This window comes from Parvimonas parva (genome assembly GCF_045866535.1).
Taxonomy (GTDB): domain Bacteria; phylum Bacillota; class Clostridia; order Tissierellales; family Peptoniphilaceae; genus Parvimonas; species Parvimonas parva.
The window spans coordinates 1,121,565-1,140,340 of the sequence record NZ_AP038371.1 but is presented as its reverse complement, the minus strand read 5'-3'; the positions used below and the strand labels follow the sequence as shown (position 1 = coordinate 1,140,340).

Sequence of the window (18,776 nt, the reverse complement as noted above, 5' to 3'; positions counted from 1 at the left end):
TAATATTATTCTCCTTGTAATGTTATTGCAAATTGAGGAATTAATTGTTTTTTTCTTGAAACTACATTTTTTAATATGCAAGAGCTTTCTCCTGCCTCTACATTAAATGATTTTTCAACTAATTCCTTGCTATCTTTTCCGAAGTAGATTAATCTTGTATTTCTATCTAAAATATTTGTAATCATAAAGAATATCATATCTAAATTTTGTTCTTTTCTAAATTTTTGAAGATATTCACTTAATTTTTCAGAAATAACTTTTTCTTCATCATAGTCCATTGAATTTATTTGTCCAACTCCAAATGACACATCTTGAATCGTAAATTTCTTAAAGTCTTGTTTTGAAATTTCTTCAGCACTTTTTTGAGCGAGGTCGCTACCGGCTCTAAACATATTAAAAGCATATTCTTCAAGATTTATTTTAGAAATTTCTGCAAGTTTTTTAGCCGTTTGCTCATCAAGTGCTGTACAAGTTGGAGAACGGAAAAGAAGTGTATCGGAAATTATTGCCGAACACATTAAACCTGCTATTTCTCTTGGAATTTCTACATTGTTTTCTACAAACATTTGGTAGATTATAGTTGAAGTACAACCAACGGGTTGGTTTCTGAAATAAGCTGGCGCCACTGTTTCTAAGGTTCCAATTCTATGGTGGTCTATAATTTCTAAAATTTCAGCCTCTTCGATATTTTTAACCGCTTGAGAAACCTCGTTATGATCTACAATTATAACCTTTTTTCTTTTTGGGGAGATTAAATTTCTTCTTGAAATCATACCGATATATGTTCCGTCATCTTTTAAAATAGGGAAATCCCGGCGTCTGTTTTTAGTAATTATGTCTTTTATGTTGTTTGTAAAGTCGTCTAGTTTAAAAGTTATTAAATTCTTTTTTTGCTTGAAAAAACTAACAGGAATACTTTGATGGATCAAACGTGCAACAGTAAAAGTGTCAAAATTTGTTGTTATAATCAAACAATTTCTATCTTTTGCAAGATTTGTGATAGTTTTTGAAACTTTTGCACCCTCGCAGATGATTATACAAGACGCACCCATTTCAATGGCACAAAGTTGTGATTCATATCTATTTCCTGTTATTACAACATCATATTTTTCTATATATTCTTCCATAAGGTCAGGGTTTGCAGTTGCAATAAAAACTTTTCCTTTTTCTATAATTTGATTTACATCGCCGGTTATCAAAGTTCCGTTGATTGTTTCGATTACATTTTCATAAGGTGTTCTTGCAGTAGCAAGTGTATTTGATTCGTAAATATTCATATATGAAGTTGCAATGTCCTCAAGTGTAATTATTCCGTCCAATTTGTTATCTTTATCTGTAACAACAAGAGTTGCTTTGAACTTATCTTCCATAATATTCCATGCTTTTTTTAATGAAATATTTTCTGATATTCCATCTACAGAAGAAATCTCCAAGTCCTTGACTTGCGTTCCAACATCAGTGATTAGGTCCGGAACTTTACAATTAAAATGTTTTAATACAAAACTTGTTTCTTCATTGATTTCTCCGGCTCTCATTGGTATGTAGTTTGAATTTTCTATTTTATTTTTTAAATATGCATAAGAAATTGCAGAACAGATTGAGTCGGTATCCGGATTTCTATGACCGATTATAAAGACATTTTCTTTTTTATCCAAAGTAGCTCCTCCTAAATTTATACTAATTAGTGTTTAGTATTATAATATACAGTATGGTAACAAAATTTGATAAAATTGTCAATAATTTTTTATGCTAAAAAAATAGAACCAAAAGGTTCTAATTTTTCTTTGACATTTCAATTGTTTGTTTTAATAAATCATTTTTTAATTCCCACAAATCTTTAGAAAGGTCAACTTTGTAGATATGTGGATTGTCAAATCTTTTAAATTCTTCCCAAAGGCTTTCAACTTCACTTTCACAATATTTTTTAACTTCTTCAATATCGGGTAAATCGTAAATTAATTTTCCTTTATTAAAAATTTGTTTTAACATAGGTCTTAAAATATAATCTTCGTAAGTTGTAGTTTTCCAAGTATAGATTGGGTGGAAAATTGAAATAGGTTTTGTTTCATCAATTTTTTCGTCAAACAATGTAATTAAATCAGCCTCAGCTTTATTTGTTTTTCTATCGTAAATTCTGTATAGATTTTTAAAGCCCGGTGTTGTAATCTTATCAACATTTTCTGAAACTTTTATCTTAGGAATAATTTTTCCGTCTTCTTCAACTGCAACTAATTTATAAACGCCACCAAAAACCGGGTGAGTCTTTGAAGTTATAAGTCTTTCTCCGATACCGAATGAATCAATCTTTGCGTCTTGATGTAACAAATCTCTAATTGTATATTCATCAAGAGAATTTGAAACGACTATTTGTGCATCTTCATAGCCTGCATCATCTAACATTTTTCTTGCTTGTTTTGAAAGATAAGCCAAGTCGCCACTATCAAGTCTAATTCCTTTCGGTCTGATTCCCATTGGTTTTAAAACTTCATCAAAAGTTTTTATTGCATTTGGAATACCTGATTTTAAAGTGTTATATGTATCAACAAGTATAACACAGTTGTTAGGAAAAGACTTTGCAAATGCTTTAAAAGCATCAAGTTCGGTATCAAACATTTGTACCCAAGCGTGGGCCATAGTACCAAGAACAGGAATGTCAAATAATTTTCCCGTTAAAACATTTGAAGTTCCACAAAGACCTGCAATGTATGAAGCTTTTGCTCCATAAACTGCAGCGTCAATTCCATGAGCACGTCTTGCTCCGAATTCCATAACAGCTCGTCCTTTTGCGGCTCTCTTTATTCTATTTGATTTTGTTGCGATTAGACTTTCGTGATTGATGATTAATAAAGCAATAGTTTCGATTAATTGAGCTTGAACGGCAGGGCCTCTAACAGTCATTATCGGTTCTTTAGGGAAGATTACGCTACCTTCAGGAACAGACCAAATATCACATTCAAACTTAAAATTCTTCAAAAAATTCAAAAACTTATCATCAAAAGTATTTAAAGATTTAAAATATTCAATATCTTCATCATTAAATTTCATTGAATTAAGAATTTCAACCAAATGCTCTAAGCCTGAAAAAATTGCATAACTTGCATTATCAGGATTACTTCTGTAAAAAATATCAAAATATGTAATTTTGTTGTCCAATTTTTCGTTGAAATACCCTTGAGCCATAGTATATTCATAAAAATCTGATAAAATAGAAATATTATACTCATTAAAATTTCTCTTCACAATACACCTCCATAAATGTATTAAATACTTATTAATAAGTATATCACAAAAATTTTATATTTTAAAGGTTAAAAATACATCTTTTATTTTATTTAAAACTACCATAATTAAATTGTAACAATATAAATTGAATTATAAATTTATATAAGATAAGGTTATTATTTGTAAAAAACTTTTAAAATTTAAAAATTGTATTAATATTGTTACCATATTAGCTATTGTTTGTGCAATAAGATAATATTTTAATAGAAAAGGTCGATTTTTAGTCGATCTTTTTATTTATAAATTTGTAAATAAAAATTATTCTTATTTGTATAGATTATTTTTTGTTTTTGTGTTACAATATAGAGGCGTTAGAAACATTTTAAATTTTCTAACTTCAAAATTTTTTCAAATAGGGGGTAATAATATGAAAAATATTTTAAAAAAAATTTTTGGTTTATCTTTAGCAGGGGTAGTATTTTTAACCGGTTGTAGTGCAAAAACTGAAAATAAAAAAGGAGAAGATAATTCTAAAAATAAATTAAAAGTTGTAACGACAATTTTTCCAGAATATGATATAGCAAGAGCTATCGCAGGGGATAAAATTGATTTACAATTAATGATAAAGCCGGGAGTTGATGTTCATTCATTCAGTCCAACTCCACAAGATATAAAAACTGTTGAAAATGCAGATGTTTTTATCTATGGTGGTACTTCTCATGATAAATGGGTTGAAACTTTGACAAAGAGTGTTGATATGAAAGACAAAAAAGTTGTAAAACTTACAGATGGTATTCAACAACTTGAAGAAGAAACTGTCGAAGGAATGAAACATGACCATGATCACGAACATGACCATGACCATGATCACGAACATGACCATGATCACGAACATGACCATGATCACGAACATGACCATGATCACGAACATGAACATGAACATGAACATGAACATAAAGACGGTGAACATCATCACCATCATCATGGTAATGGAGAAGAAGTTGAGTTGGACCCACATTTTTGGACTTCTCCAACAAATGCCATTGCAATGGTAAAATCTATTACAAACAGTCTTATAGAAAAAGATTCTGCAAATGCAAGTTTTTACAAAGAAAATGCAGAAAAATATATTAAACAATTAGAAGAAGTTAATAAGGAATTGAAAGATGTTGTTACTAATGCAAAAATCAAAAAAGTTGTTATTGCCGACAGATTTCCATTCAGATATTTGTTCAACGATTTAGGTTTAGAATATCGTGCATTATTTTCAGGTTGTAGTGTTGAATCAACTGCAAGTGCCGGACAAATAAAGAAAATGGTTGATTATGTAAAGGAAAATAAAATTCCGGTTGTTTACCATATAGAAATGGGTAAGGGAGAAATGGCTCAAACTGTTGCAAAGGACTCAGGTGCTAAAGTTAAACTTTTACACTCAATTCATACTGTAACAAAAGATGAATTTGATAAGGGTGTAACTTATATTGACCTTATGAAACAAAATGTTGAGGCACTAAAAGAAGGACTTAATTAATGAAAGAAAAAATTTTAACTTGTGAGAATTTAGAAATTTCTTACAAGAATAATAAGATAATTGAAAATCTTAGTTTTTCCGTTGATGAGGGAGATTTCTTCCTCATCTTAGGAAAAAATGGAGTTGGGAAATCTACTTTGTTGAAAGGAATTTTAGGTTTAAAAAATATTTCTTCAGGAAATATCGTGAAAAATTTTAAAGTTTGTGGATATATGTCCCAAGAAGTTTTATTAAAAAAAGAATTCCCATCAACAATATGGGAATTTGTTTTATCTTCAAGAGCTGTCTATTCAAAATTTTTTTACAGTTCAAAAGATAAGGATATAGTTAAGGAAAACTTAAAAAAATTAAATCTTTGGGAAATTAAAGATAAGAGCATAAGTGCATTGTCTATTGGACAAAGACAAAGAGTTTTGCTTTGCAGATGCCTTTGTGTTTCTGAAAAAATTATTTTTTTAGATGAGCCTACAAATTCTTTAGATATAAATGTTAGAAAAATGTTATATGAAGTTTTAGAAAAATTGAATAAAGAGGGACTTACTGTCGTTATGATAAGTCATGACGAAGAGGCTTTTAAATATTCTAACAAGGCTTTGATTTTAGGAAAAGAAAATAAAGTCATAGACAATGTTTTGGAAAGTTTTGAAAAGGGGGAAATAAAATTTGATTAGTTTAATTTCAGAAATGTTAAGTTATCCCTTTATGGTAAAAGCTATTTTCGTTGGACTTTTGATTTCCATAAGTTCTGCATTACTTGGAATAACTTTAGTTTTAAAAAGATATTCAATGATAGGTGTTGGACTTTCAAATGTTTCATTTGCAGCACTTTCAATAGCACTTTCATTTGATATTTCTCCAATGGAATTTTCTATGCCGATAGTAATTATTGCAGGAATTATCCTTTTAAAATACGGAGAAAAATATAATATAAGTAGTGATACTGCAATTGCTCTTTTAAGCTGTGTTTCCGTTTCAATCGGGGTAACTTTTACTGCAATAACTAAGGGACTTAATGTTGACGTTTGTAATTACTTATTCGGTAGTATACTTATTATGAAAAGAAGTGATATGTATATCAGCTTTGTATTGGGAATAGTAGTTTTAATTTCTTATATATTGTTGTATAATAAAATCTATACGATTACTATTGATGAGGACTTTGCAAAGGCAAGTGGTGTAAATGTAAATTTATATAATACTTTAGTTACAATTTTGATTTCTGTAACCATAGTTATAGGAATGAAATTTATGGGAAGTATGTTAATCTCTTGCTTGATTATATTCCCTGCGATGACATCAATGAGGCTTTTCAAAAGCTATAAAGTCGTTGTCATCTCTTCGGTTATAATTTCAGCAATAGCACTATTCATAGGAATAACTTTATCGTATATATACTCAACGCCAACAGGTGCAAGTGTAGTGCTGGTTAATTTAGTTTTATTTATCTTAGCCAGTATAGTAGGGAGGTTTATTCATGAATAAAAAAATATTTAGCTTAGCTTTATCTTGCTTATTACTTTGTTCTTGTTCAAAAGAGAATAGTAACAATAATTCTAAATTTGTGAAAAACAAAGAAAATAAAAATGATATACAAAGTGCTGTAAAAAAAGACCCTGAAAATGCAGGAACAGATAAAAATCAAAATCCTGATGATTATAAAATTGAAAGACATCAAAATAAAGACAATTCAAAAGATGAATATGTAAAACCGGAAAAAAAAGATGAACTTACAAAAGAACAACTGAATGAAAAAAGAGATGCTGAATCTAAAGACGGAATAATAAATATTTCTGACGGAATTTTTTTAGCTCTTGTAAATGATATTTATATAAATAAAGATGAATATGTTGGTAAAAAAGTTAGAATTTCAGGTCAAAATAGTAGATTTGAAGATAAAGATACAGGAGAAGTGATTTATGCAATTTTGCGTGAAGGACCCGGTTGTTGTTACAATGACAGCGTAATTGGTTTTGAGTATATTACAGATGGAAAATATCCTGAGCCACAAAAATGGTATGAAATGGTTGGAGAGGTAATAATCGATAATTATAAAAGTGGAAAAGTTGTAAAACTTAAACTAATAGACATAAAAGAAATAGAACCAAAGGGAAAAATAATTCATTTTCAAAATTAATTATATTTTATATTAAATTGAAAGGTAGTACATAGACCTAAAATGAGAGACTGTGTAAAATTTTGTGTATAGAAACCTCCTGATTAGGGTAAAGAAAAACTAATCAGGAGGAATTTTTATGCCAAGAAAGAGATCAGAAACAAAATTAAACAAAATTTCTAAGATGTTAATCGAAGAATATCAACCGGAAACAGTTCAAGATCTACAAGATGCTTTAAAAGACCTTTTAGGTGATACAATGGAGCAATTATTAAAAGCAGAATTAGATGAGCATTTAGATTATGAATATGGAGAAAAACCACTATCATTAAATACTAGAAATGGTTCAAGTAAAAAAACAGTTAAATCATCATATGGAAATATAGATTTAAATATTCCTAGAGATAGAGAAGGATCCTTTGAGCCTCAGGCATTAAAAAAATACGAAAAAGACATATCAAACATAGAAAATCAAATAATATCAATGTATGGAAAAGGTATGACAACAAGAGATATATCAAGTCACATAAAAGATATTTATGGTTTTGGGATATCAGAAACAATGGTGTCAAAAATAACAAATAAAATTCTACCAACAATAGAAGAGTGGCAAAATAGACCATTAGAAAAAGTCTATCCTATGGTGTTCTTAGACGCTATACACTATCATGTAAGAGAAAACAACATAGTAGTCAAAAAGGCAGTATACATTGCCCTAGGCTACAATCTAGAAGGCTTTAAAGAAATACTAGGAATGTGGGTAGGAGAAAATGAATCAAGCAAATACTGGCTCTTAGTATTAAATCAACTAAAAGAAAGAGGTCTTGAAGATATCCTAATAGTTTCAACAGATAACCTACCAGGATTTAGCCAGGCTATAGAAGCAGTATACCCAAAAGCAGAAATTCAAAAATGTATAATCCACCAAATAAGAAACTCAACTAAATATGTGTCATACAAAGACATCAAAGAGCTGATGAAAGACCTAAAAGCAGTATACAAAGCACCAACCGAAGACTTAGCATTAACAAATCTAGGAATCTTTGAAGAAAAATGGGGTAAAAAATACCCAATGTGTGTAAGTTCTTGGAAAAACAACTGGACAGAATTATCAACATATTTCAAGTATCCAGAAGGAATAAGAAAGCTAATATACACAACAAACGCCATGGAAAACTTCAATAGGCAACTAAGAAAAGTAACGAAAAATAAAACCATATTTCCAAATGACTATGCCCTACAAAAAAGTCTGTATTTGGCAATGGTAGATGCCTCAAGCAAGTGGACAAGTAGAATTCGTGGTTGGGATCAAATCTTATCGCAATTATCAATATTTTTTGAGGGGAGGTTTTAGATAAGTTAAAAATAGAGTATAAAATTAGCTGCAAATTTTTAAAAAATTTGACAGTTTATTAAAGTTGTGTTAAATTAAGACAAGCTCCATTCCTATAGGAATGGACAAACATTGATACATATAAAAATGTATCAACCCTTACCCTTGTGTCAGGATTTAGGTTGATACACAAAATTATTTACAGACCCTAAAATGAGGTCGTTACTACCTTTTTTCATTCTCAATATCTTCTTTGTTTTAGAGATGCTTAATTTCTTCATCTGCCATTAAATTTTTTTCTTCTATGTTTTTCATTTTCTCGTTTTCTTTCTTTTTATTTTTGAGTAAAGAAAAAACAGCAAACTGAATTTGATTTACTGTTTCATATATCTATTTTTTATTTGAAGCTATTTTCTATTAAAAATTGCACTTGTCCTAATGGAATATTAAATAGGATACCGTAAATAGACATTCCAAGTAGCAATACTGCAACAACTATGCCTATTTTATAAAGACATCCGTTACTAACTTTAGATTTTTTTACTTTTATATTGATATAGCTATATATGAGAAACACTGAAAATATAAAAGTCAAAATATAATTTGGTAACATACTCATTATACTTTACCTTTTAGTTGCAAAATTTACTCCAAAACTCAACCCAGTCACTGTGTTCTTCTCTTTGGTCAATGTAAGTGAATGTTTCTTCGTCATACCAATCGTGATTTACTATATCGTCAATAGTCTTAGGAACAAAAAAGTTGAAAAATTCTTTCTTGAATGAGTTTCCGTATTGTAGATAATAGGAACCTACCATCTTGGTGAAATTAGTTTTCTTTACATCTTGTGGTCTATAAAGAAGTTCTTCACCAACCTGAGTTAAATCAGGGCTTACCTCAAGAAAAACTAAACTTAAATCGCTTTTTTTATAGCCAAGTATAAAACTTCTGTACTTATAGGAAACAGTACGAAGTACCGCGAAATTAGCTCCACCTATATCTTCTGAATAAGCATAGATTATTTTATATTCTGAGCCATTATCTACTTTCCTATCAAAGATTTCTCTCATCAACGACTTGTTTCCATCACTTTTTGCTTTATCTAGTTCAACTTCTTTTTTTCCTCCAAACAGTCCGAATAAACCCATTTTTCTATTCCTCCAATTACTTTGTTTTTAAGTATAACTATACTTTACTTTATTATACCACTTTTTAGTTATTTTTTCTATCACTTTTTATCGGGCATCAATTATTTTTTCGTTTTTCATATTGTAGGAGTGGTCAACCTATTTATTGTTTATTAATTCTTTTTAGAATGTATTACCTTAAACAGCTTATCTTGAAATGTTTCTTTACTTTTTTTATCAAAATATATCTCTGTTACAAAGGTCTTTCCGTTTATCTTCTTTGTTAAAATATCATCAGGCCTTTTATGTTCTTCTGTCTGTATTTCTTTAATATCTGTTTTCTCATTTTCTGCCATTTAGTTCCTCCTTTCGACTTGTACAAAAAAGATTTCCTGTAATTAGGAAACCTCCTTCGCTTGGGTGATATTTAGTTTTAGGTTGTTATTGTAGTTTCTTCTTTGCTCTAAATTCATCTAAAATTTATTTAGATAAGTTTTTTTAAGGTAATTTAAGGCGAAATATGATATAATAAGAATTACAATAGATTAATCTAAAATAAAAATTTTATTTCACCATAATTTACTTTAATTTTGTTATCATAATGGAATTATGGTATACTATTGTAAAAAGAAAAAAATAAAAAAGGAAGAATATATGGTATTAGAAAATTTATATTTAATAGTTGCAATAACTGAAAAGAGTAACGCAATAGGGAAAGACAATAATTTATTATATTTTCTAAAAGAAGATATGAATTTCTTTAAGGAAAAAACTTGTGGAAATTCAATAATTTGTGGGAGAAAAACTTTTGAAAGTTTTAAAATAAAGCCTCTTCCCAAAAGAAAAAATATTGTGTTGACAAAGAGTGATTTTTCTTTTGAAGGGGTATCAGTATTTAAAAATATAGAAGATTTGATTGTTTTTGTAAAAGAAAACCCAAGCGAAAAGTTTTTTGTTTGTGGAGGTATGAGTATTTATAAGCAATTAATTGATTTTTGTTCAAAGATGTATATTACAAAATATGAAGAAAAAGAAATAGTAGATGCAGACAGTCATTTTCCTAAAATTGATGAAGAGATTTGGAAAGTTACCGAAAAAATTAATGGAGAAAGTGAAAATCCAAAATTAGCTTTCTATACTTATGAAAGGATATAAGATTATGAAAGATAAAGGTGTAATTGTAAAGAAAAAGAAAAAACAAAGTAAAGGAAAAAAATGGTTTTGGAACATATTATTTGTAATATGTTTGGGACTTTTTATTTATTCAGCAGGAAATGTAATTAAAGACTATTATGGATCATATAAAGCAGGACAAAACTTATCCAGTTTAAAAAAATCTGTTTTTAAAGATGATTCAGCTAATGCTAATGAAAAAAATACAACTGTTAAAAAAGTTGTAAATTTAGAAGAACTTAAAAAGTTAAACTCTGATTCAATCGGTTGGTTGGAAGTTCCAGATACTAATATTGATGAGCCTTTGGTTCAAGGTAAGGACAATGATTACTATCTTTGGAGAGATTTTGATAAAAAAACTTATCCTGTAACAGGAACATTGTTCTTGGATATGTATAATAAACCTGATTTTTCAGATAGAATTAGTTATATTTTTGGACATAATGTTTGGGATAAAACTAAATTTTATGCATTGCAAAAATTTGAAGACAAATCATTTTTAGAAAGTCATAAAACATTTTATCTTTATACGGAAAAAGGAAAAATGGAATATGAAGTCTTAGGAGTTGATTTAGTCGATCCAAATACGCCTTTGTATGAGCTAACATCAAAGAGAAATGAAGATGTAAATGCAATGAAAAAAGAATTAACTAAACATATTCCAAAAGAAGAAGTTGATAAAATTGATGAAAATACAAAACTTTTAATGCTTGTAACTTGTAAGACACCAAATGATAATTCAGCAAGAAGAATTTTATTTGCAAAGTTAAAAGAGAAGTAAATTTTTAAGGAGATTTTACATCTCCTTTATTTTTTTTGTGAAAAATTGTAAATTTTAAGGATTTATAGTATAATTTGTATTGACATTATAATTTTTGGTTTTAATATAGAGGAGAATTATGGACAAGATAAGTGTTATTGTACCTGTATATAATGTAGAAAAATATGTGAAAAAATGTTTGGAGTCAATTTCAAATCAAACATATAAAAATATAGAGATTATTATAGTTAATGATGGAGCTACAGATAATAGCGAAAATATTTGTAAAGAATTTGTAGAAAATGAAAATAGAGCAAAACTTTACACTAAAGAAAATGGCGGATTATCCAGTGCAAGAAATCATGGAATACAATTTGCTACAGGAAAATATGTATTATTTATAGATTCCGACGATTATATTGCAGAGGGAATGGTTGAAGAACTTTATAAAAATATAAAAGCTGAAGATGCAGATGTATCTGTTTGTGGGGTTTATAATGTTTATTCCGACAATCAATCTCCACAGTGTAAGGAAGAAATCTATTTTTGTTGTGAAAAGGACAGATTCTTAAAGGAATATTTTATCGGAGAAAAAATTCCTGGCACCATCTGTAATAAACTTATAACTTATGAAATTGCTAGTAAAATTTCTTTTCCTGTAGGTAAAATATATGAAGATGCTTTTTATCAATTTGAGCTTGTAAAATATGCTAAAAAATATGTTGTAACTACAAAGCCTTATTATTATTATTTTCACAGAGAAAATAGTATTACGACAAAGCCATATACTATAAAAAATATGAATTGCATAGAAATTTATTCGAATTTTTATGACTATATAAATAAAGAAATTCCTTCTCTTTTGGAATATGCTTTTTTTAGACTTTCCTATGCCCATTTTATGGTTTTTGATAAAATGTTAATGATTAAGGATTATAAAGAAATTAAAGAATATAGAGAAGTTTTAGGATTTTTCAAGAAAAACTTTTGGAGAATTTTTAAAAATAAAAATTTCAGAATGTACATTTGTAAATGATGTGAGACCAAAAATTATAAAAAAACATAACCTGTATGTTAGAATTAAAGGAGAATTAATTCTCCTTTAATTCTAATAATTCTTTACGTTTTTCAATAGGTGAAAGCCAATTTAAAGTTTGCATAGGTAATCTATTAGATTTATAGAGATATTTTTTCATTTGTACAACCAAATCTTCATAAGAATAAAAAGATAAATTACTGTAAAATCTTTCATTGTCATTTCTATGACTTCTTTCAACCTTGCCATTGTGTCTAGGTGTTCTAGGTCTGATTAATTGATGTTTAATACCCAATTCATTACATAGTTTGTCAAAAGGATGAACTCTTTTAGTATCTTTAAAATGTGTAAATTCAAAGCCATTATCTGTTTGAATAATTTCAGGAGTATAACCAAAGTGTTTAATAGCCATTTTAACAAAAGTAACAGTACTATAAGAAGATTGTTCCTTAAAAGGATAAATAAACCTTTCACGAGTTGCCTCATCAATAATTGTATATTGGTAGAATTTGTCAGGATATTTACCAACATAACAAGAATTAGGAACATATTTAACATCAAGTTGCATTTTAACACCAATTTTAGTAGGAGTATGATAAGGTTTAGGAACATAGGGTTTGGAAGGTTGTTTAATATCTTTAAAAAAAGCCAAGTTTTCTAAGGAATCTAAAAAGGGAGCAAGGGTGTCTAGTATAACCTTTATTTAGTTTAAGTTTAGCATAAAGTTCAATCAAAGAAATATTAGGATTTCTTCTAATGAGATTTTTAATCCAATAAATTTCAGTATCAGTATGAGAATTAGGGTGTTTAGATAAAGGTCTATGAGATTTATCCCTAAGGGAGTCAATAGAGCCATCAAATCTTTTATTCCAACGCATAAGGGAGGCTTTAGATATTTTATATCTTCTACAAACAAAGCTAACAGAATTACCATTTCTGTAAGTTTTAACAGCATGGTATCTTGTTTGAAGTAAATGAGGGATATAACGTTGGTTGTGTTTTATATTTTCTTGATTTTGTGATATAATATTATTCATAAAAGAGAGTTCCTTTCTAGTTATTTTTTTTGTTATTTTAATTATACAGGATATTCTCTTTTTTTGTACCCTTGGTCTCACATCAATTGTATCATAACAATTTTTAAAAATAAAAATTTCAGAAAAGGTAGAAGAATAGCTGTATTAATGTTAAAATTAAATGTTAAATTATATAGATTTTTACTTTTACAAGATTTAAAGAAAAAAGGAGTAAATACTTAATGGAAAAAAAATATCTTTCTATGGACAAAATAAAATCCATAGAGCTTGAAATTTTGAAATATGTTCATGATTTTTGTGTTAAAAATGATATAAAATATTTTATAAATTACGGAACGTTGATTGGAGCAGTAAGACATAAAGGATTTATTCCTTGGGATGACGATATAGATATTTGTATGTTTAGAAAAGACTATGAAAAGTTTATAGATTTATTTTCAAAAGATGATGGAATTTATAAAATTTTATCTTTGGAACTAAATGACAAATATTATAATAACTTTATTAAAGTTGTAAATTCAAAGACTAGAATTGAAGATGGAAGAAATTATAAGACTTATGATTCAGGAATTTTTATTGATATTTTTCCTATGGATTTCTTCGATGATTTAAGTATAATTGAAAAGATATATAAGTTAGAAAGTTTTAAACTTCTATCTTTTTCGAAAAAAGAAAATATTCAATATGGTGATAGTAAATTAAAGGATTTTATTAGGAGATTTTTCTGGACAGTTTTAAAACCAGCTTCACCTAGATATTTTGCTAAGAAAATCAAGAAAATTGTTGAAGCAAATGCTAAAGATAGAGGGAAATATTTAGGGCTTATAGGTTGTTCAAAGTGGAAATATGTTGATATGTTTGACTATAATCCTTTTGAAGAATTAATAGAGCTTGATTTTGAAGATTGTCATTTTTTTGCACCGAAGAAATATGATGAAATTTTGAGAAAATATTATGGAGATTATATGGAATTTCCACCTGTTGAAAAGAGAGTATATCCTCATGAAATTAAAGCTTATTATATAGATTAGGAGATTAAGATGAAAGAGAGACTTACAGTTGATGAGCTAAAAAATTATGAATTAAATATTTTAAAGTTCATCGACTATGTTTGTAAAAAGTATAATATAAAATATTTTGTAAGTTATGGAACATTACTTGGAGCGGTAAGACATAAGGGCTTTATTCCTTGGGATGATGACATAGATGTTGCAATGTATAGAGAAGATTATGAAAAATTTCAAAGAGCTGTAATTGAAGAAAATAATGAAAGATATACAATTTTATCCAAGGACAACAGTGATTGGTATTTTCAAAACTTTTTTGTTGTTATAGATAAGCACACTCTGTTGGAAGATAATGTAAAGAGAAATAGAAAAGACAGCAATGTTTTTGTTGATGTATTTCCGATTGATAAATTTAATGACTTAAATTTTGTTAAAAAAGCACATTTGATGGTAACTTTGAAACATATTTGCTTCATAAAGAAAAAATATATAATTCATAAAGATAGCAGAATAAAAGATTTTTGCAGAGTTGTCTTCTGGTATTTGTTGGCATTTGTAAATCCGAGATATTTTACAAAGAAAATTGAAAAATTAGTTGAAAAATATGTTGATAAAAATGGAATTTATGAGGGTGCTATTGGGCTTGATAAAACCGGAATGAAGGAGGTTTTTGAAACAGGAACTTATGAAGAATTAATAGAATTGCCTTTTGAAGATATGATGGTACCTGCTCCTAAAAATTATGATAAGATTTTAACTCAATTTTATGGAGATTATATGCAAAAACCTTCAGATGCGGAAATTGAATATAAATCACATCTATTAGATGCTTTTAGAATAAAATAAGGGAGAAATAATTTTAGATATGGCAAAAAATATAAAAGTTAATGCTTTAGCTAGTATTTTGGTTAGAGTTTTTAATATTCTGTTTCCTCTGATTACGGGGCCATACCTTGCCAGAATTTTGAGTAAGGAAGCCTATGGGGAATTTAATGTTGCGAATTCTATATTGAATTTGTTTATTCCATTTGCTGCATTTGGAATATACAGTTATGGAATACGTTCAATAAGCAGGGTTAAAAATAATATTAAAGAAATAAGCAAAAATTTTACCGTTCTTTTTTCTATAAATGTAATAAGTTCTTTAAGTATTGGAATTTTGTATATTGGATATATGTTTTTAAATGTAGATTCCAATATGTACATGTTGTATATTGCACTTAGTATTCAAATTTTTACTCAATTTGTATCGATAGAGTGGATGAATGAGGCATTTGAAAACTATGGATTTATTCTCTTTAAGACATTATTTATCCGTGTGCTTATGCTTGTTTCGATTTTTGCATTTGTAAAAAAAGCAGATGATATAGTAAACTATGCTTTCATTTTATCAATTACAAATCTTATAAACTATTTAATTAGTTTTTATTATATAAAAAGAAAAGTAAAATTTGTAAAAATTGAATTAAAAGATATTCTTATCCATATAAAGCCTTTAATCGGAATGTTACTTTTAGCCAACTCATATATGTTATATACTGCGTTGGATAGAGCTGTGCTTTCATTATTGGATGCAAAGATTTCAGTTTCCTACTATACCTTTGCATTATCGATAGCTCAACTAATAACGAGTGTAGTTTATTCTATAATAGTGGTAAGTATTCCAAGACTTTCATACTATTATGGGAATGGCGACGAAAAAAATTATACGGAATTGTTAAATCAAGTTGCCAAGACATTTTTATTCTTGGTAATTCCTATGGGGATAGGATTAAGTTGCGTTTCTGACGAAGTAATGCTGATATATGCAGGAGAAAAATATTTGGAAGCAGGTTTTATTTTAAAACTGTTTTCACTCAGAATTGTTATGTGGGCATTGGATCAACTTCTTGCAAATCAAGTTTTATTTGTAAGAGGATATGAAAAAAACATAACGGCATTTTACTTTATAGGGGGATTTCTAAACTTAATTTTAAATATAGTTTTATTGAAATTAAAAGTTGTCCAAGCTGAATATTTTGTTTATACAACTTTATTTTCAGAAATTGTAGTATTGATTATTCAAGTTTACTTTATAACTAAGAGAAATATTATTTCTATAAACGGGATATTAAAATCTTATGTGAAATATGTACTGTGTTCCATTCCTTTTTTTGCAATAACTTATGGAATAAATCATACTCTAAAATATTCATTGGCATTGAATTTACAATTATTTACCAGATTACTTGCAATAATTGTATCCTGTGTATTATATTATTTTATAATTATGTTAATTACAAAGGACAAAATTTTATTTGTTACAATTGATGGAATAAAAAGTAAGTTTAGAGTTATAAAATATAAATTAAAAGCAAAAAAATATAAAGGATAATAAATTAAAAAATAATATTATTTTATAATAAGAAAGTTCTAAAATTTTTAAATCTTTAGGACTTTTTTATTGTTCATTTGTTTATAATATGTTATAATTTATGAACAAACTGTTAGGAGGTATTTATGTTAACATTACAACAATTTGATATTTTAAATTTATTTTTTAAAAATCAAGATAAAAAATATACTCAAAGAGAAATTTCAGATATTACAGAAATTTCTTTAGGAAAAGTTAACGAAACTTTAAAAGAATTAAAAGATAATAAATTTTTAGATGAAGATTTAAAAATAACAGATGCAGGATTTGAGGCATTAGAGCCATATAAGGTTGATAATGCAATTATTATGGCTGCCGGAATGAGTTCAAGATTTGCACCTCTTTGCTATGAGAGTCCAAAGGGTCTTTTGAATGTAAAGGGAGAAAAATTAATTGAAAGAGAAATTTTACAGTTAAGGGAAGCCGAAATTGAAGATATTACTTTAGTTGTAGGATATATGAAAGAAAAGATGTTTTATTTGGCGGAAAAATTTGGTATAGATATTGTTGTAAATGCAGATTATTACAGATTTAATAATACTTCATCATTAATTTTAGTTACTGAAAAGTTAAAAAATACTTATATTTGTTCTTCAGATAATTATTTTCCAAAAAATCCTTTTGAAAAATATGTTTATAGGGCGTATTATTCTGCAGTTTATCAAGAAGGAGAAAGCGACGAATACTTTGCAGAATGTGATAAAAAGGGGAGAATTAAAGGAATAACAATTGGTGGTAAAGATGATTGGATAATGTTGGGACATGTGTTTTTTGATAGAGAATTCAGTAATAAATTTGTAAAACTTTTAAAGGCAGAATATCATGAACAGACAGTTAGAGAAAATTTGTGGGAAACTTTTTATATGCGTCATTTAAAAGAATTGGATAATATGTATATTAAAAAATATGATGCAGAGGATATAAAAGAGTTTGATTCATTAGAAGAATTAAGAATTTTTGATGAAAAATATGTAACTAATTCCGACTCTAAAATTTTCCAAAATATTTGTGGAGTTTTAAAATGTAATGAAGAAGAAATAAAGGATATTAAACCTATTAAAACGGGAATGACAAAAACTTCTTTTAAATTTAGTCACAATGGTAAGTCTTATGTATATAGACATCGCAGTCCTGAAACTGAGCTTATTATAAATAGAAAAAGTGAATTTGATTCAATGAAAATTGCTAAAGAACTTGGATTAGACGATACTTATATTTATATGGATAGTGAAAAAGGCTGGAAAATTTCAAGTTATATTGAAGATGTAAGAATCCTTGACTATGAAGATAAAGAAAATGTAAGAAGAGCAATTTCAATGTTAAAAAAATTACACACAAGTGGTCGCAAAACAGATTTTGAATTCAATATTTTCGATGAAATCGAAAACTTTAAGTTAAAAATAAAAAATTCACATCGTGATGATTTTGAAGATATGAATTTAATGAATGATAAAATTTATAAGTTGAAAGAATTTTTGGATAAAGATAATGTTAAGAATTGTCTTTGCCATTGCTATAGTTATAACTTGAATTTTTTAATGGATAAAAATGATGGAATGTATTTAATTGACTGGGAATATTCTGCAATGTCTGACCCTGCCGGAGATATTGGTTGTTTCATAACTTGTTCAAAATATTCTTTTGACGAATCAATAGAGATAATAAAGGAATATTTTGACGGAAATCCTACTGATGAAGAGTTAAGACATTATGTTGCTTATGTTGCAGTTAGTTCGTTCTATTGGTTCTTATGGGCAATTAATCAGGAAATTCAAGGAAAGAGTATTGGGGAATATTTGTATATTTGGTATAACCATACAAAAGAATATGCAGATTATGCCTTTAAATTATATGAACAAAGATAGAAATGATTTAGAAATAATTTAAAAATATTAAAGGCAATCTTTTTAAAAGGTTGTCTTTTTTGTTGGTATTTTTTGGTATTGATTATGTATTTGTACATTTGTAAATGATGTGAGACCAAAAATTATAAAAAAATATAACCTGTATGTTAGAATTAAAGG

Annotated in this window: 16 protein-coding genes and 1 pseudogene; 12 read left to right on the top strand and 5 right to left on the bottom strand. The window is 27.7% G+C overall.

What is annotated here, in order from left to right:
• Positions 1–5: 5 nt before the first annotated feature.
• Both ACKTSI_RS05645 and ACKTSI_RS05640 read right to left on the bottom strand, forming a co-directional pair.
• Positions 6–1,655, bottom strand: a complete 1,650-nt coding sequence (locus tag ACKTSI_RS05645; protein WP_288868575.1) for a putative manganese-dependent inorganic diphosphatase — start codon at positions 1,653–1,655, stop codon at positions 6–8.
• 118 nt (positions 1,656–1,773) lie between these two features.
• Entirely contained in the window at positions 1,774–3,180 is a 1,407-nt protein-coding gene (locus tag ACKTSI_RS05640; protein ID WP_231698829.1) for a nicotinate phosphoribosyltransferase, read from the bottom strand.
• Between the two features lie 469 nt (positions 3,181–3,649).
• Here ACKTSI_RS05640 and ACKTSI_RS05635 point away from each other — a divergent pair, with 469 nt between their 5' ends.
• The 5 genes from ACKTSI_RS05635 to ACKTSI_RS05615 all read left to right on the top strand — a co-directional run bounded on the left by ACKTSI_RS05635 (position 3,650) and on the right by ACKTSI_RS05615 (position 8,220).
• On the top strand, positions 3,650–4,753 hold the full coding sequence (locus tag ACKTSI_RS05635; RefSeq protein ID WP_407862675.1) for a metal ABC transporter substrate-binding protein: 1,104 nt from the start codon (positions 3,650–3,652) through the stop codon (positions 4,751–4,753).
• Positions 4,753–5,424: a metal ABC transporter ATP-binding protein gene (locus ACKTSI_RS05630; RefSeq protein WP_082713893.1), complete on the top strand. Its 672-nt coding sequence runs from the start codon at positions 4,753–4,755 to the stop codon at positions 5,422–5,424. Before ACKTSI_RS05635 ends, ACKTSI_RS05630 begins: the two co-directional genes overlap by 1 nt.
• The gene (locus ACKTSI_RS05625) at positions 5,417–6,235 is read left to right on the top strand and encodes a metal ABC transporter permease (RefSeq protein WP_068473143.1); all 819 of its coding nucleotides are present in this window, start codon (positions 5,417–5,419) and stop codon (positions 6,233–6,235) included. Before ACKTSI_RS05630 ends, ACKTSI_RS05625 begins: the two co-directional genes overlap by 8 nt.
• Positions 6,228–6,887, top strand: coding sequence for a DUF1980 domain-containing protein (locus ACKTSI_RS05620; RefSeq protein ID WP_201274947.1), 660 nt, complete (start codon positions 6,228–6,230; stop codon positions 6,885–6,887). The genes ACKTSI_RS05625 and ACKTSI_RS05620 overlap by 8 nt, the downstream gene beginning before the upstream one ends.
• 118 nt (positions 6,888–7,005) lie before the next feature.
• Positions 7,006–8,220 carry an IS256 family transposase gene (locus tag ACKTSI_RS05615; RefSeq protein ID WP_407862556.1) on the top strand — a complete coding sequence of 405 codons (1,215 nt, stop codon included), beginning with the start codon at positions 7,006–7,008 and terminating at the stop codon, positions 8,218–8,220.
• A 611-nt stretch (positions 8,221–8,831) separates the two neighbouring features.
• Here ACKTSI_RS05615 and ACKTSI_RS05610 read toward each other — a convergent pair.
• Together ACKTSI_RS05610 and ACKTSI_RS05605 are read right to left on the bottom strand one after the other, a co-directional pair.
• Positions 8,832–9,347: a hypothetical protein gene (locus ACKTSI_RS05610; RefSeq protein WP_407862674.1), complete on the bottom strand. Its 516-nt coding sequence runs from the start codon at positions 9,345–9,347 to the stop codon at positions 8,832–8,834.
• 152 nt (positions 9,348–9,499) lie between these two features.
• Positions 9,500–9,682, bottom strand: coding sequence for a hypothetical protein (locus tag ACKTSI_RS05605; protein ID WP_288868869.1), 183 nt, complete (start codon positions 9,680–9,682; stop codon positions 9,500–9,502).
• A 298-nt stretch (positions 9,683–9,980) separates the two neighbouring features.
• Here ACKTSI_RS05605 and ACKTSI_RS05600 point away from each other — a divergent pair, with 298 nt between their 5' ends.
• The 3 genes from ACKTSI_RS05600 to ACKTSI_RS05590 all read left to right on the top strand — a co-directional run bounded on the left by ACKTSI_RS05600 (position 9,981) and on the right by ACKTSI_RS05590 (position 12,295).
• Positions 9,981–10,481: a dihydrofolate reductase gene (locus ACKTSI_RS05600; RefSeq protein ID WP_407862673.1), complete on the top strand. Its 501-nt coding sequence runs from the start codon at positions 9,981–9,983 to the stop codon at positions 10,479–10,481.
• 4 nt (positions 10,482–10,485) lie between these two features.
• Positions 10,486–11,280, top strand: coding sequence for a class B sortase (srtB, locus tag ACKTSI_RS05595; RefSeq protein WP_407862672.1), 795 nt, complete (start codon positions 10,486–10,488; stop codon positions 11,278–11,280).
• A gap of 118 nt (positions 11,281–11,398) precedes the next feature.
• On the top strand, positions 11,399–12,295 hold the full coding sequence (locus ACKTSI_RS05590; RefSeq protein WP_407862671.1) for a glycosyltransferase family 2 protein: 897 nt from the start codon (positions 11,399–11,401) through the stop codon (positions 12,293–12,295).
• Positions 12,296–12,350: 55 nt separating this feature from the next.
• On the opposite strand, the pseudogene ACKTSI_RS05585 reads toward ACKTSI_RS05590, so the two are convergent.
• Positions 12,351–13,332, bottom strand: a pseudogene (locus tag ACKTSI_RS05585) (DDE-type integrase/transposase/recombinase).
• Positions 13,333–13,553: 221 nt separating this feature from the next.
• Between ACKTSI_RS05585 and ACKTSI_RS05580 the strand changes: the two are divergent.
• From ACKTSI_RS05580 to ACKTSI_RS05565, 4 genes are all read left to right on the top strand, one after another.
• The gene (locus ACKTSI_RS05580; protein ID WP_407862670.1) at positions 13,554–14,363 is read left to right on the top strand and encodes a phosphorylcholine transferase LicD; all 810 of its coding nucleotides are present in this window, start codon (positions 13,554–13,556) and stop codon (positions 14,361–14,363) included.
• 9 nt (positions 14,364–14,372) lie between these two features.
• Positions 14,373–15,185: a phosphorylcholine transferase LicD gene (locus tag ACKTSI_RS05575; RefSeq protein WP_068473127.1), complete on the top strand. Its 813-nt coding sequence runs from the start codon at positions 14,373–14,375 to the stop codon at positions 15,183–15,185.
• Positions 15,186–15,204: 19 nt separating this feature from the next.
• Entirely contained in the window at positions 15,205–16,713 is a 1,509-nt protein-coding gene (locus tag ACKTSI_RS05570; protein WP_068473124.1) for an oligosaccharide flippase family protein, read from the top strand.
• 125 nt (positions 16,714–16,838) lie between these two features.
• Entirely contained in the window at positions 16,839–18,617 is a 1,779-nt protein-coding gene (locus tag ACKTSI_RS05565) for an NTP transferase domain-containing protein (protein ID WP_407862669.1), read from the top strand.
• Positions 18,618–18,776 lie beyond the last annotated feature (159 nt).